Annotated in this window: 10 protein-coding genes; 4 read left to right on the top strand and 6 right to left on the bottom strand. The window is 63.5% G+C overall.

Going from position 1 to position 14,184, the window contains the following annotated elements; genetic code table 11:
- Positions 1-66 precede the first annotated feature (66 nt).
- The 3 genes from eutC to AC0L3B_RS01545 form a co-directional block, all read right to left on the bottom strand.
- Complete coding sequence (gene eutC / locus AC0L3B_RS01555; RefSeq protein WP_085362342.1) at positions 67-852, bottom strand: ethanolamine ammonia-lyase subunit EutC; 786 nt, start codon at positions 850-852, stop codon at positions 67-69.
- A 6-nt stretch (positions 853-858) separates the two neighbouring features.
- Positions 859-2,445, bottom strand: a complete 1,587-nt coding sequence (locus AC0L3B_RS01550) for a B12-binding domain-containing radical SAM protein (RefSeq protein ID WP_247300200.1) — start codon at positions 2,443-2,445, stop codon at positions 859-861.
- A gap of 151 nt (positions 2,446-2,596) precedes the next feature.
- Positions 2,597-3,979, bottom strand: a complete 1,383-nt coding sequence (locus AC0L3B_RS01545; protein ID WP_473379934.1) for an ethanolamine ammonia-lyase subunit EutB — start codon at positions 3,977-3,979, stop codon at positions 2,597-2,599.
- Between the two features lie 220 nt (positions 3,980-4,199).
- On the opposite strand from AC0L3B_RS01545, the gene AC0L3B_RS01540 reads away from it, so the two are divergent.
- The 3 genes from AC0L3B_RS01540 to AC0L3B_RS01530 all read left to right on the top strand — a co-directional run bounded on the left by AC0L3B_RS01540 (position 4,200) and on the right by AC0L3B_RS01530 (position 8,747).
- Entirely contained in the window at positions 4,200-5,939 is a 1,740-nt protein-coding gene (locus AC0L3B_RS01540) for a methyl-accepting chemotaxis protein (RefSeq protein ID WP_247300202.1), read from the top strand.
- Positions 5,940-6,358: 419 nt separating this feature from the next.
- Positions 6,359-6,673, top strand: coding sequence for a hypothetical protein (locus tag AC0L3B_RS01535; protein WP_018456931.1), 315 nt, complete (start codon positions 6,359-6,361; stop codon positions 6,671-6,673).
- A 103-nt stretch (positions 6,674-6,776) separates the two neighbouring features.
- A complete protein-coding gene (locus tag AC0L3B_RS01530; protein ID WP_473379933.1) occupies positions 6,777-8,747 on the top strand; it encodes an AI-2E family transporter in 1,971 nt (656 codons plus the stop codon).
- 109 nt (positions 8,748-8,856) lie between these two features.
- On the opposite strand, the gene AC0L3B_RS01525 is transcribed toward AC0L3B_RS01530, so the two are convergent.
- Positions 8,857-9,348, bottom strand: a complete 492-nt coding sequence (locus AC0L3B_RS01525) for a septal ring lytic transglycosylase RlpA family protein (RefSeq protein ID WP_026233268.1) — start codon at positions 9,346-9,348, stop codon at positions 8,857-8,859.
- A 629-nt stretch (positions 9,349-9,977) separates the two neighbouring features.
- Here AC0L3B_RS01525 and AC0L3B_RS01520 point away from each other — a divergent pair.
- Positions 9,978-11,315 carry an epoxide hydrolase family protein gene (locus tag AC0L3B_RS01520; protein WP_473379932.1) on the top strand — a complete coding sequence of 446 codons (1,338 nt, stop codon included), beginning with the start codon at positions 9,978-9,980 and terminating at the stop codon, positions 11,313-11,315.
- An 87-nt stretch (positions 11,316-11,402) separates the two neighbouring features.
- Here AC0L3B_RS01520 and AC0L3B_RS01515 read toward each other — a convergent pair whose 3' ends face one another.
- The gene (locus AC0L3B_RS01515; RefSeq protein ID WP_473379931.1) at positions 11,403-12,632 is read right to left on the bottom strand and encodes an acyl-CoA dehydrogenase family protein; all 1,230 of its coding nucleotides are present in this window, start codon (positions 12,630-12,632) and stop codon (positions 11,403-11,405) included.
- Between the two features lie 194 nt (positions 12,633-12,826).
- A complete protein-coding gene (locus AC0L3B_RS01510) occupies positions 12,827-14,035 on the bottom strand; it encodes an ABC transporter substrate-binding protein (RefSeq protein WP_018456938.1) in 1,209 nt (402 codons plus the stop codon).
- Positions 14,036-14,184 lie beyond the last annotated feature (149 nt).

Genomic DNA, 14,184 nt, shown 5'->3' with positions numbered 1-14,184 from the left:
CCTTCTCGCAAGCAGGCGGAGTGTGGCCGAATCGATCAAGATGTGGCGATTTTGCCTTAATGCCCTTCATCCGGGCAAAGCCGTGCCAATTCGACGCGGCGCCCGGTCTGCGCTCTCGTCCTTCAGCGCCACACCGCTCACTTCCCGCGCGAGCCCCTCGCGGACCAGCCAGGCGATCTTGAAGGCAGCCTCGTCATAGCTCAACCCGGCCTTGTGGATGTTCGACACGCAATTGCGCTCGGCATCGGTACGGCCCGGCTTCGGGGCGAACGTCAGATAGGCGCCGAGACTGTCGGGCGCCGACAGGCCCGGCCGCTCGCCGATCAGCATCACGACCATGCGCGCGCCGAGAATGGCGCCGATCTCGTCGCCGAGCGCGACGCGCGCGCCTGAGGCGACGACGACATGGCCGATCGCGACACCATCGTCGGCCGCGAGCAACGGCAGCAGGCGCATCACCAGCGCGGCCGCATGGGCGTGGACCGCCGCCGCCGACAGGCCGTCGCCAATCACGAGTGCGAGTTGGCACGGCTCCGAGGCGCTCCGCGCCAAGGACTCGGCTGATCCGGCATCGAGCCGTCTGCCCAGATCGGGCCGCCGCAGATAGTCCCCGCGGTCGACCGCCCGGCTGTTCGCCTCGGTGACGACGAGGCCAAGCGCGCAGAGATCCGCGACCAGCCGCGGCGCATCGAACACGGCGTGTACGGCATCGCGGGCGCGGGCGTGGTCCAGTGTGAAATCGAGCAGTGCCCGCGTCGGCAGGCTCGCGCCGCTGCGCCCCAGCGCCACGCGCGCGGGCGTGAGCGAACGCAGATCGAGGGTCGGACGACGCGGGATGGCCGGATCAGACATGTCGCATCATTCGGCGGGGACGGAGGCCTCGCGTAGCCGGATCGAATAGTTCGAGGCGTTTTGCTGGCCGGTCGAGGCCGCCCGCGCAAAAGTGATGAGATGGTGCGCGATCAGGGTGCAGCCGATCAGCCCTTCGAGATCACCGCGCTTGATGCGGCCCAGCGCGAACTTCCAGAACACGCGCTTGTAGTCGCCGAGCACGCCGACCTTCCAGAAGATGTTTCGCAGCATGACGAGGCCGCGCCTGATGTTGGTCCAGGTCTTCATCTCGTCCGGCGTTGGCATCTTGAGGCGGTGCACGTAAACGTGGTCGCATTGATACTGGAAGCGCCCGTAGACCTTCTCGGGCTCGTAGGCGACGGCCATGGCGTGCTTCCAGGACGCAACGACGTCGTCGTAGGGCAACAGGAAGTCAACATTGGAATCGCGCCCGTCGTCCTCGACCAGGCGCCCCTCGCGCTCCAGACGGTCCCACAGCGGCGTCTTCGGCAGCGCCTGAAGCAGGTTGATCGTGAGCAGCGGAATTCGGGACTCCTCGACAAAGGCGAGCAGCGCCTCCGAAGTGTTCGGCTTGTCGGTGTCGAGCCCCATGATGATGCCGGACACGACCTCCATGCCGTAGGAGTTGATGGTTTGCACGCCCTCGAGGATCGGGACCATCATGTTGTGGTCCTTGTGCATCGCCTTCAGCGCATCGGGGTCGGGCGTCTCGATGCCGCAGAAGATGGTGACGAAATAGGCCTCGCGCATCTTCTCGAGGATTTCCGGCCGCTTGGCGATGTTGAGCGTCGCCTCGCAGGCGAGCCGCACCATGTAGCCGGTCCTCTTCTGCCATTCGATCAGATGCGGCAGGAGGTCGAGCGCCGCCTTGCGGTTGCCGATGAAATTGTCGTCGACGAAATAGACCGTGTCGGTCATGCCGCATTCCCGCAGGCGGTCGAGTTCGGCGATGATCTGCTCCGGCGACTTGAGGCGCGGGTTGCGGCCATAGAGGCCGGGGATGTCGCAGAACTCGCACTGATACGGACAGCCGCTGGAATACTGGATGCTGCCGAGGAAGTATTTCTTCACGTCGGCGAGCTCGTAGGCCGGGATCGGAAACTCCGTCATCGGCACGCGGTCCTTGGTGGTCAGCACCACCTGCGCTTCCGGACGGGAGGTATCGCGCGACAAGATCTCGAGCAGCTGATTGGTGGCATCGCCGAGCTCGCCGACATGGAGATAGTCGAACGACGGATAATAGTCCGGACAGGCGCTGACGGAGGGACCGCCGAGCGCGACTGGCAGATCGAACTCGTGGGCGCGGCGGCAGATATCGTTCATCTGCTGGCGCTGGATGTGCATGCCGCTGACGAAGACCGCCTCGGCCCATTCGAACTCTTCTCTGGTCGTACGGCGAAGGTTCTCGTCGACGAATTTGACCTGCCATTCCCTGGGCAGATAGGCCGCGAGCAGCAAAAGTCCCTGCGGCGGCATGAAGGCGCGGACGCCATCGGTCAGGGGGTAGGAATGCTCGAACGTCCCGAACGAGGATGTGTATCGCGGAAACACGCAGAGAATCCGCCGGGACGTCCCGTTACTTTCAGCTCGCATCAAAGCTCCCCCGCCACGCTCGACTTAGCTGCGGAAATTGCCAGACAGCTACATAGCGTAATGCTGCCGCCGGAATTTCTCAATATTGTGGCAGAGCTTAATTCCCTTGGGCACCAATGGTTTCCTCGGGCCACCGGGTGCTTCCGCCACGTCACGCGATCAACCGTGAGGCAAAATCGGGCAGCAGGCCTGCATCGCCGGCAAGACGGAAGTCAGCGCCCGCAATGCCCGACTGCGCCAGCCAGTCGTCGAATTCCGGCGCACGACGCAATCCGAAGACGTCGCGGACATAGAGCGCGTCGTGAAAAGACGTGGATTGATAGTTCAGCATGACGTCATCGGCGCCGGGGACACCCATGATGAAGGTGACGCCGGCCGCCGCAAGCAGCGTCAGCAGATTGTCCATGTCGTCCTGGTCCGCCTCGGCGTGGTTGGTGTAGCAGATGTCGATCCCAAGCGGCAGGCCGAGCAGCTTGCCGCAAAAGTGATCCTCCAGCCCCGCCCGGATGATTTCCTTGCCGTCGTAGAGATATTCCGGGCCGATGAAGCCGACCACGCTGTTGACCAGGAGGGGCGCAAAGGCGCGGGCCACCGCATAGGCGCGGGCCTCGCAGGTCTGCTGGTCGACGCCGTGATGGGCATTGGCCGATAGCGCCGAGCCCTGCCCGGTCTCGAAATACATCACGTTCTGCCCGACCGTGCCGCGCTTCTGCGACAGCCCGGCCTCTTGGGCCTCCTTGAGGAGCGCGAGGTTGACGCCGAAACTGCGGCTGGCGGCCTCGGTGCCGGCGACCGACTGGAACACGAGGTCGACCGGCGCCCCCTGCCCGATCAGCGACAATGTCGTGGTGACATGGGTCAGCACGCATCCTTGGGTCGGGATCTTGAGCCGCGCGATGAGCTCGTCGAGCAGCCGCAGCAATTGGCCGATCACGGCCGGGTCGTCGCTCGCCGGGTTGATGCCGATGCAGGCATCGCCGGCGCCGAGCAGGATGCCGTCGAGGATGGAGGCGGTGATGCCCCTGGCGTCGTCGAAGGGATGGTTGGGCTGGAGCCGGGTGCTCATCCGGCCCTTCAGGCCGATGGTGTTGCGGAAAGCGGTGGTGACCTCGCATTTCCGCGCCGCCAAGATCAAATCCTGGTTGCGCATCAGCTTCGAGACCGCGGCGGCCATCTCCGGAGTGATGCCGCCGGCCAGCTTGCGCAAGATTTCGGGCGTCGCGGCGTCCGATAGCAGCCAGTCGCGAAAGGCGCCGACCGTCAGCGAAGCCACCGGCGCGAACGCCTTGGCGTCGTGGCTGTCGATAACGAGGCGGGTGACCTCGTCGGTCTCATAGGGGATGACGGCTTCCTGTAAGAACTGCCCGAGAGGGACGTCGGCCAGCACCATCCGCGCCGCGATCATCTGTTCGGCACTGGCGGCGGCGATCCCGGCCAGCCGGTCGCCGGAGCGCGGCGGCGTCGCCTTGGCGAGCAGATCGCGCAGATCAGGGAATGCGTACGTCGTGGCGTCGATGGTGTGGCGGTAGACCAAGGGTCTCTCCGGGGTTCGTCGGCCAAAGGCCGACTCCAGGGCAATCCCAAGACTATACCTTCAGATCAAGACGCTGAAATATCGACCTTTCTTTCGACCGAGGGCGAAGGAGGCCAAACCCGGCGTTAACGCTGCGTCCATCTTCATTCTGCATAGTTTTGCATCGATTTGTTACGACCGCGCTCTCCGGCCGCTCCCGGCCATTCGGGCCCCTGAAACCATGAAAACCGACCAATCTGGGAATGCCGCCGGCCTCGCCGGCCGCTTCACGCTTGCCAACAAGCTCTACGCGATCTTCGCGCTGTTCGCGCTGCTCACGGCCGCGATCGCGATGCTGTCCGACTACAACAGCCGCCGCGGTGCCGAGCTGACCACCGCGATCGAGACCGCGAACGCCGCCGCGCTGAACGTTGAGCGGGTCAACTCGCTGGTCTATGCGGTCGTGATGGAATCGCGCGGCGTCTACATGTCGACCGAACCGGCCGTGGTGAAGAAATACGGCGAGGGCCTGCTCAAGTTCAACGCCCAGATCCTCGACGTCGTGAAGCGCTGGGAGACCATCGTCAAGGCTGACGATGCCGAGCAGTTCGCCACCTTCAAGAAGCGCATCGAGCAGTTCGTCGAGTTTCGCAAGGAGCTGGTGCGCCGCGGCGTCGAGATCAATGCGGCCGCGGGCCGCGAATGGGGCGACAACGACGCCAACCGCGCCGTGCGCTCGGCGCTGAACAAGGATCTCGAGGCGCTGTCCAAAGTCTATTCCGAGCGCGCGAGGCAAATCGCGCACGAGACCGAGACCAATCGCATCCTGTCCTTCGTCCTGACCTGCCTCGCCGGCGTGGCGCTCGCCCTCGTCGTGATCGGCATCGTCATCATCGCCCGCTCGATCGCACGCCCGCTCTCCGCCATCACCGCGACCATCAAGCAGGTCGCTGACGGCGCCGAGAACGTCGTGGTGCCCCACTCTGACCGCGCCGACGAGATCGGCGCACTGGCGCGCGCGATCCAGATCTTCCAGGACGCGATGGGGCGCAACCGCAACCTCGCCTCGCAGGTCTCGCAGGACTCCGCCGCGCGCGAGGAGCGCGCCCGCCACATCGAGCAATCCGTCGACGCGTTTCGCGAGGCGATCGGCGCGATCATGCGCGGCCTCAGCGACAACGCCTCCGTCATGCGCGAGACGGCGCAGACCATCACCCGCGTCACCGCGGACGCGAGCAGTCGCGCCGGCACGGCGGCGAACGCCACCGAACAGGCATCGCACAACGTCACGGCGGTGGCAGGCGCGGCCGAGGAGCTGTCTGCGTCGGTGGTGGAGATCGGCCGGCAGGTGCGGCAATCCGCCAGCGCGGTCGAGCAGACCGGGCAGCGCACCGAGAAATCGATTGCCGAGATCGAGAGCCTGGCGGCCGCCACGCAACGCATCGACGGCGTGCTCAGCCTGATCCAGGCGATCGCCGAGCAGACCAATCTGCTCGCGCTCAATGCCACCATCGAAGCGGCGCGCGCGGGCGATGCTGGCCGCGGCTTTGCCGTCGTCGCACACGAAGTGAAGGCGCTCGCGGGGCAGACCGCGAAAGCGACCGCCGACATCAGCGAAAACGTCTCGATGATCCAGTCCTCCACCCGCAACGCGGTCGACGCCGTCCGCGAGATCGGCGGCGCGGTGCGCGAGATCAACGACGTCACCTCGGCGATCGCCGGCGCCATCGGCCAGCAGGACGCCGCCACGCGCGAGATCTCGTCCAACGCGCAATCGGCTGCCCAAGGCAACGAGACCCTCGTCGCCAACATCAGCTCGCTCCGCGACGCCATCGGCGAGACCGATACTGCGGCCTCCTCGGTGCTGAGGGCTGCGAGCAGCGTGACCGAGACGGCGGAGACGCTGTCGTGCGAGGTGGAGAAGTTCTTCCAGAACCTGCGCTCGGGCGCGGCGGACGGCCGCATCGCCAAGGCCGGGTAGCCGCACGTCCATCGCCAACAGAGCCGGCGGTGGGGTCGCTCCATCAAAAACGCGAAAACAACCCCATGCACAGTAGCCGGGGACAGCGATTTCAATGGCTTGGCCACCGCCCCGATCCTCTGCGGATTTGACGAATCTACTTGCTCCGTCGGGCAAAACAGGAGCATGATGTCAATGTTGGAGCTTTCCGCGCTGGGCCGGCAGGATCTCGAAGCCGATCTTCACAGAGACCGCGCGATGCCTCTCTCCGCAATCCCATCTTCCAGGTCATGATCGCCAATCATGGCGAGTTCACCTGTCTTTCGGGCAGGGAATGCCTGCGAACAGAATGGCGGCAGCTGACGATATCTGTTCAGCCATGGAACCATTGGGTTCCCAGTCTATTGCCTCACTGACACATCACATTTGGGAGAAACACGATGAAATTTTTCACAGCCGCTCTGGCGGCCGCAGCAAGTACCCTTCTCGTGACCGCCGCTGCTGCAGCCCCGCTGTCTCCCACCCTGTCTGTCGCTCCGGACAGCAACATTCAGAACGTGCGCATGGTCTGCAACGAAGACGGTCGTTGCTGGCGTGAGCGCGGCGAACGCCGTGTCATCATCCGCGAAGGGCGCGATTCCTACGGATATGCGCCTCGCGAGCGCTACATCGAGCGGCGCGGCTATGAAGAGCGCAGCGGCATCGGCTTCCGCGCTCCCGGCGTGAGCGTCGGGATCGGCACCGACCGCTACTGAGATACGAATCCTGTGAATGCAAAAGCCGCGGAGCAATCCGCGGCTTTTTTGAACTCACTGGACGTCAACAAACTCGCCGCTTTTCCCGGCCTAGCGAGGAGCTGTGATCAGGCAGCCATTCAAAGCACGAACACCGGAAGAATTGATTTCGCTATTGAGCGCCGTGGCGATGGCCATTCTCGCCGCGATCATTGTCATGGTGCTGTATTATGGTCGCGAGATCATCATCCCCATAGCGCTGGCCGTCTTGCTCAGCTTCGTGCTGGCGCCCCTGGTTCGACTGGTTCAGCGTCTGCGCATTCCACGCAGTTTGGCTGTGGTGAGCGTGGTCGTGATCGCCTTCGCATTCATATTTGCGATGGGCAGTCTCCTTGCTACCCAACTCACGCAGCTGGCTGGCGATTTGCCGCGATATCAGTCCACAATAAGCGAGAAGATCCAATCCTTCCGTGAGACCACCGCTGGTCGAGGCACGCTCGAGCGGGCTTCGAGCATGTTGAAGGACCTCAGCAAAGAACTCGACAAGCCCAAGGAGGCCGCGAATTCGTTGGGCACCATAGCAGCTCCGAAAGCGGCCGCGCCGAGGCCCGTTCCTGTGGAAGTGCTTCAGCCCGATCCCGGCGCGCTGGAGAGCTTGCAAACGCTGATTTCACCCTTGCTTCATCCGCTCGCAACGACCGGGATCATCGTCATATTCGTGATCTTCATTTTGCTTCAACGCGAGGATCTTCGTAATCGTCTGATCAGGCTGGCCGGTTCGGATGACCTGCAGCGCACCACGGCTGCCCTTGATGACGCGGCGAGCCGCCTCAGCCGGCTTTTCCTTATCCAGCTTCTCGTGAACGGCAGCTTCGGCATCATCATCGGAACGGGTCTCTGGCTGATCGGCGTTCCAAGCGCGATCCTGTGGGGTATTCTGGCAGCAGTGCTGCGCTTCGTGCCTTACATCGGGGCGGTCATCGCCGCCGCCTTTCCTCTCGCTCTCGCGGTCGCGGTCGATCCAACCTGGACGATGCTGCTTTGGACGATCGCGCTGTTCGTGGTGGTGGAGCCCGTCGTCGGCCATGTGCTGGAGCCGATGGTCTATGGACACAGCACGGGACTGTCGCCGGTGGCCGTTGTGGCTTCTGCGACGTTCTGGACGGCGCTCTGGGGTCCGATCGGCCTCGTTCTGGCGACACCACTCACGGTGTGTCTCGTCGTACTGGGCCGCCATGTCGAGCGGCTGGAGTTCCTGGACGTCATGTTTGGAGACCGACCAGCACTCTCTCCGCCCGAGATATTCTATCAGCGGATGCTCGCCGGCGATCCGACAGAAGCATCGGCAAAAGCCGAGGAGTTCTTGAAGGAGCGATCTCTTAGCTCCTATTACGACGAAGTCGCCCTGCGAGGACTGCAACTGGCTCAAGTGGATGCCGAGCGCGGCGCTCTGGCTCCCGACCGGCTGACCAAAATCAGGGATGCGGTCCAGGAATTTGCCAATAACATTTCGGAGCAGGATGAGCGTCTGCCGCCGAAGGTCGGCCCGACAACAGATGTCGAAGCTACATCTGCCATAGAAGGCGTGGCTGAGGACGCGCCTTATGAGAGTCTGCGGGTTCTGCGCAAGGAGGACTTGCCCGCTGGATGGCAAGGCGAACATCCCGTCCTCTGTGTGGCCGGGCGAAATCCGATCGACGAAGCCGCTGCGATCATGCTGGCTCAACTGACCGGCGCGCATGGCTTGTCGGCCAGAGTCGAGGCAGCGGAAGCGTTGTCGACGGCGAATATCTTCCGGCTGGAGACCGACGGGATCGCCATTGTCTGCCTCGTCTATATGGATGCAAGCAGCCCTGCCCATATGCGTTACTCGGTGCGACGGCTTCGCCGTAAATTGCCGAAGGCCACAATCATTCTGGGTTGCTGGATGAAGGACATCGAGCCAGCGGCGCTGGAAAGCCTGCGGGAAGGTGCCAAGGCGGATCTGGCTGCTGCCACTCTGGGCGGAGCGCTTAAACTCTGCATAGAGGCGACAGGTGTGGATGGCCTTGGCACAGGAGCCGAAGGCCAGATTTCGAAGATCACGGCCGCTTAGCAGTTTAGACGCGTAGACATGGCTGCTGCGGCGCGCAGCAAACCGTGATGTCATCATGGCGATGGCGTCGGGACCTTCGGTCGTACTGCGCGACCTTCTGGTGCGACGTTCAGCCAACCGGTCCGGGGGTCCAATCGCCGCCGGCAAGCGGTCGGACTTTTACGTCAGGAATGACCCCGCGCTCCAGGCTCGGATCGAAATGGCGCATCGTCCGCTCATTGAAGTCGATGATGCGGCCAGGCCTTAGCGGTCCCACGTCATTTATCCTGACGATGACCTTCTTGCCGACGGCCTCGACGAGGGCGTATTTCGGCTTCGCGCCAAATTGGACCCCACCGAATTTCTTACGCAAGCTCGTCTTGATGGCAGCCGACCACACCGAGGGATCATAGCGCTCGCCGGAAGCCGTCTTCGGGCCGCCCTCCTCTTTGCCCGGCTTGAACGGATTGTACATGGATGCCGCGCCAACGATCGCTTCCCCGGAAGCGGCATCGTCGACAGCGTTTGAGTGAACCCCACCAGCTTCACATCGCGCTACAGAAACGGAAACGGCAAGCGCAATCATGGCGCCGCAAATTGCGGCGCTCGATCGGAACCCCATTATATCTCCTGTGATTTTCGATTGTTCAGTTCCGATGCCGCAAATCGTTTTGCGGGTCGAGCCAACCCCTGGCTCCGGAACCGTTGGAGGAACCGCAATAGTTCCAGCACCGTGTTTTAGTTGTCGCCGTCTAAGACAGACATTGCGTCAACAGCATGACGACGAGAGCCGCGGCGAAATAGCGCGACATGACTCTCATAGCGCGACCAATCAGGATAATCGGTGCGCTCGCCCGCCTGACCGTGTTTTCATTCTCATCGGCGGGTTTTCGCAGAAGCGATCATCGCAGCGACGGAGGCTGCCACCTGCGTGAGAAGGCTTGCTTGCGCGATGTCACAGAGGGAGTTTGCAATGTCCTCGCGCAGCAAGGCCCGCTGCTGAATGCGTTCATGGACAAGGAGCCGACGCACAGATCCGATCAGCTTGTCTACTCCGTCCTTGTCGGGGGACAAGGGACAGAACTGCTGAACTTGTCTTTCTTCACCTTGCCCCTGCATCAGTCGCAACTGCTCACAGCATCTAACAAGCCTTAACGAGCTATTGACCGGCTTCCGAGCCATGTTGCAGAGCCAGACGAAGGACTGCCCTGCTCCGCAGGCTCCGATCGCCTGAAGCCAGGAGGGTGTCCCATGCCGATGCCATACAATTCCGAGAACACCATCGACAGAAGCCGGCGCGCGCTTTTGAGCACCGTAGCGATTGGAGTTTCAGCGGCGATTTCCGCGAGCGTGTTTCCGCTGCGTGCAGCGGCGGCCGCGGGCGAAAGCACAATTCACCCCTTCCACATTGCCGTGCCGGAGGAGGACCTTGTCGAGCTTCGGCGGCGCGTTTTGGCGACGCGATGGCCTGATCGCGAGACTGTTTCCGATCAGTCCCAAGGTATCCCGCTGGCGAAGCTCCAGCCCCTCGTCAACTATTGGGGGACGGCCTACGACTGGCGCAAGGTCGAAGCGAGGATGAATCGACTTCCGCAGTTCGTCACCAACATCGACGGCATCGACATCCACTTCATTCATGTCCGCTCCAAACATCCCAATGCCCTCCCTGTCGTCATAACCCATGGCTGGCCGGGATCGGTTTTCGAGCAGCTCAAGCTGATCGATCCACTCACCGATCCGACGGCCCATGCGGGCCGGGCCGAAGACGCGTTCGACGTCGTGATCCCCTCGATGCCCGGCTATGGCTTCTCCGGCAAGCCGGTCGATACCGGTTGGGGTCCCGACCACACAGCGCGCATCTGGGCGGAACTGATGAAGCGCCTGGGCTACACCCACTATGTCGCGCAGGGCGGCGACTGGGGCTCGCCGGTCTCGAGTGCGATGGCACGGCTGGCGCCGGCAGGCTTGCTCGGCATCCATATCAACTTGCCGGCGATCGTCCCGCCCGATATCGCCGCGATCCTCGCGGCCGGCGGGCCTGCTCCGGCAGACCTCTCCGCCAAGGAACGCGCGGCGTTCGATGCATTCAGTGCGGCCGGCAAGATGGGCAACCGGTCCTACGCGCTGATGATGGGAACGAGGCCGCAAACGATCGGCTATGGCTTGACGGATTCTCCCGCGGGCCTGGCAGCCTGGATGCTCGGACATCCCGGCTTCTCGCATTGGAAGTTCGACGACACCGACTCCGAAAAATCCCGCGACGAGATGCTGGACGACATCACGCTGTACTGGTTGACGAACAGCGCCACCTCCTCGGCGCGACTTTACTGGGAATATAGCGGGCGCAGTCCCGCCCTTGCAGGTCCGGAGAAGACTGCGGAGATCTCACTGCCGGTGGCCATCACGGTCTTCCCGGGCGAGAGCTATCAAGCCCCGGAGACGTGGGCCCGGCGCGCCTATCGCAACCTGACCTACTTCCACGAGGTCGACAAAGGCGGTCATTTTGCTGCCTGGGAGCAGCCGGCGCTTTTCTCCGCCGAGCTGCGCGCCGCATTCAGGCCCCTTCGGCCCGCACATCTGGTCCAGTGACGGTGGTCAAGGCGCCGCCGGCAAGGTGTTCATGCCGCCTTGCTTTGCGCGGGAAAGAAGAAATGGGGCCGTCAGTGATGGCGTTTGCTAGCCCATCACCCCGCCACGCTTGATCAGCTCCTTCCCCACCGCGGCCAGATGCACCTGATCCGGTCCGTCGCCGATGCGGATGAAGCGGGCGTAGACGTAAGCACGCGCCAGGAACGTGTCCTGCGAGACGCCGGCAGCGCCGTGGATCTGGATGGCGCGGTCGATAACGCGGGCGGCCATGCTGGGCACCACGATCTTGGCGGCCGCAATCAGGTCGCGCGCGATCTTGTTGCCCTCGCGGTCCATCCTGTCGGCGGCTTGCAGCGTCAAGAGCCGCGCCTGCGCGATCTCGCAGAATGAGTGCGCGATGTCCTCACGCACCGAGCCCTGTTCTGCGAGCGGCTTGCCGAAGGCCGTGCGGGAGACCGCGCGCTGACACATCAATTCGAGCGCGCGCTGGGCGCAGCCGATCAGCCGCATACAATGGTGGATACGGCCGGGGCCGAGCCTGCCTTGCGCGATCTCGAAGCCGCGGCCCTCGCCGAGCAGGATGTTCTCCGCGGGCACGCGAACGTTCTCGTAGACGATCTCGGGATGGCCGACCGGCGCGTCGTCATAGCCGTAGGTCAGCATGTCGCGGACGATGCGCACGCCAGGCGTCGCTCTCGGCACCAGGATCATGGATTGCTGGCGGTGGCGATCGGAATCGTCGGGCGCGGTCTTGCCCATCACGATCAGGATCTCGCAATCCTCGTTCATCGCGCCCGAGGTGAACCATTTGCGGCCGTTGATGACGTAGTCGCCGCCGTCGCGCCTGATCTCGCACTGGATGTTGGTGGCATCGCTGGAGGCAACCTGCGGCTCCGTCATCGAGAAGCCGGAGCGGATGCGCCCTTCCAGCAGTGGCTTCAGCCAGCGCTCCTGCTGCGCCGGCGTACCGTAATTGGCCAGCACCTCCATGTTGCCGACGTCGGGCGCCGAGCAATTGAACACCTCCGGCGCCCAGAGGATGCGGCCCATGATCTCCTTCACCGGCGCGTATTCGAGATTGGTCAAGCCAGTGTTGTTGGGATCCTGGCCGTGCTCGCCGGAGAGGAACAGGTTCCAAAGCCCCTGCTCGCGCGCCAGCCGCTTCAGGTCCTGAAGGATCTGCGGCGTCCTGTAGCGTGTCGCTTCCGGCTTCACCTGCTCGTAGTAGAGCTCCTCGACCGGCTCGACATGCGTCCGCATGAACCGGCGGACCCGCTCCTGCAGCTCCAGCGAACGTTCGGAGTGTTGAAAATCCATGGGGTCCTCCTGTTCCCTTCTCCCCTTGTGGCAGAAGGTGGCGCGAAGCGCCGGATGAGGGGTTGTATCCGCGAGTTCAAATGTAGAGACGACTCGCGGAGAGATACCCCTCACCCGGCTCGCCGCTTCGCGGCGATCCACCCTCTCCCGCAAGGGGAGAGGGTGCACTGTCTATGCTGCCGCTCGCGTGCCCCTCACGTGCCGCGCAGCAGCTCGCTGGCGACGATCCAGTCGTTGCCATTGAACTGGAGCATATAGCCGTCCTTGATCGGGCGGAAATCCTGCGGCGTGGTGTTGAGGGTGATGCCGGGCATCAGTAGCGATAGCGGCACGTTCTTCAAATTGGCCGCCTGCGCCATGATGTTCTCGCGCGTCAGATTGTCCTTGCACTGCTTCAGCAAGACCACCAATGCCTCGGCGACGGTGTAGCCGTAGAGACCCGCGACGTTGTTGACGTCGGCATTGGGCAGGCGCTTCTTCATGAAATCGATATAGGCCGTCATCGCCGGATCGTCCTTCGGCGCCTCGACGAACGGCTTGAGCGAGCCGAGCGAGAGCACGCCCTTGCCGGCATCGAGGCCGGCCGGGACCATCACGGTCGCCTTGTTGGCACAGCCCGAGGCGAGGAAGCGCGTCGCCTGCCAGCCGACCTCATGCGCTTTCCGAATCGCCTGGGCGCAGGCGCGCGGCGTCACCGAATAGATCATGAACACGTCGGCCTTGGTGTTGGCGAGCGTCAGCACCTGGGAATCGACGGTGGGGTCGGCGACCTCGAAGCTCGACGCCATCGCGATCGCCTTGTCGGCGTCGGCACCAAGCGCTTCCTTGACGCCGCGCAGATATTCCTTGCCGGCGTCGTCGTTCTGATAGAGCACCGCGAAGCGCGCATTCGGGTTCTTGGCGCGGGCATAGGCGACGTCGATCGCGGCCTCGCTGGTGTAGTTCGGTGCCCATGGCAGCGCCATCGACCAGGGCATGTTGGCGGGATCGTTCCACTTCGAGGCCGAGCTGATCAGAAACAGCTGCGGCACCTTGTTGCTGTTGAGATATTTCGCGATCGCCGAGCTTGGCGCCGTGCCCATGGTCGCGAAGATGAAGGCGACGCCGTCACCCTCGACCAGCCGCCGCGCCGCTTCCATGGTCTTCGGCGGCGAGAAGGCGTCGTCGAGCGACAGGAGATTGAGCTTGCGGCCGTTGATCCCGCCCTTCTCATTGACCTCGTCGAAATAGGCCGAGATCACCCTGCCGGTGATACCGAGGGGCGAAGCGGGGCCGCTATAGGGCATGGTGTTGCCGATCTTGATCTCGGTGTCGCTGATGCCGGGACCGTAGGATTTCTGCGCGGAGACAGGCGTGGACAGGCAGGCAGCCAAGGCTGCAGCCAGGACCAAAGCGGCTTTCATGGTTTCTCCCCGGTGATGATCGCCGCGCGACTCGGAAGGCGCGCGGCGTGCTGCTTCTTGCCAGCACGTCAGATCAGCGGAGTTCCGCAAGGCGGTCTTGCGTCGAGTTGCTGATCAGCCGGTGCACAGCCGCCCTCGCGGGCAGCACC

This window comes from Bradyrhizobium sp. Kon56 (assembly GCF_055807635.1).
The sequence above is the reverse complement of the archived record's forward strand: the minus strand, read 5'-3'. Positions and strand labels throughout refer to the sequence as shown.

Coding starts and splice junctions, on each gene's coding strand:
- eutC (WP_085362342.1), bottom strand. CDS start 852: ATGTCTGATCCGGCCATCCCGCGTCGTCCGACCCTCGATCTGCGTTCG.
- AC0L3B_RS01550 (WP_247300200.1), bottom strand. CDS start 2,445: ATGCGAGCTGAAAGTAACGGGACGTCCCGGCGGATTCTCTGCGTGTTT.
- AC0L3B_RS01540 (WP_247300202.1), top strand. CDS start 4,200: ATGAAAACCGACCAATCTGGGAATGCCGCCGGCCTCGCCGGCCGCTTC.
- AC0L3B_RS01535 (WP_018456931.1), top strand. CDS start 6,359: ATGAAATTTTTCACAGCCGCTCTGGCGGCCGCAGCAAGTACCCTTCTC.
- AC0L3B_RS01525 (WP_026233268.1), bottom strand. CDS start 9,348: ATGGGGTTCCGATCGAGCGCCGCAATTTGCGGCGCCATGATTGCGCTT.
- AC0L3B_RS01520 (WP_473379932.1), top strand. CDS start 9,978: ATGCCGATGCCATACAATTCCGAGAACACCATCGACAGAAGCCGGCGC.
- AC0L3B_RS01515 (WP_473379931.1), bottom strand. CDS start 12,632: ATGGATTTTCAACACTCCGAACGTTCGCTGGAGCTGCAGGAGCGGGTC.
- AC0L3B_RS01510 (WP_018456938.1), bottom strand. CDS start 14,035: ATGAAAGCCGCTTTGGTCCTGGCTGCAGCCTTGGCTGCCTGCCTGTCC.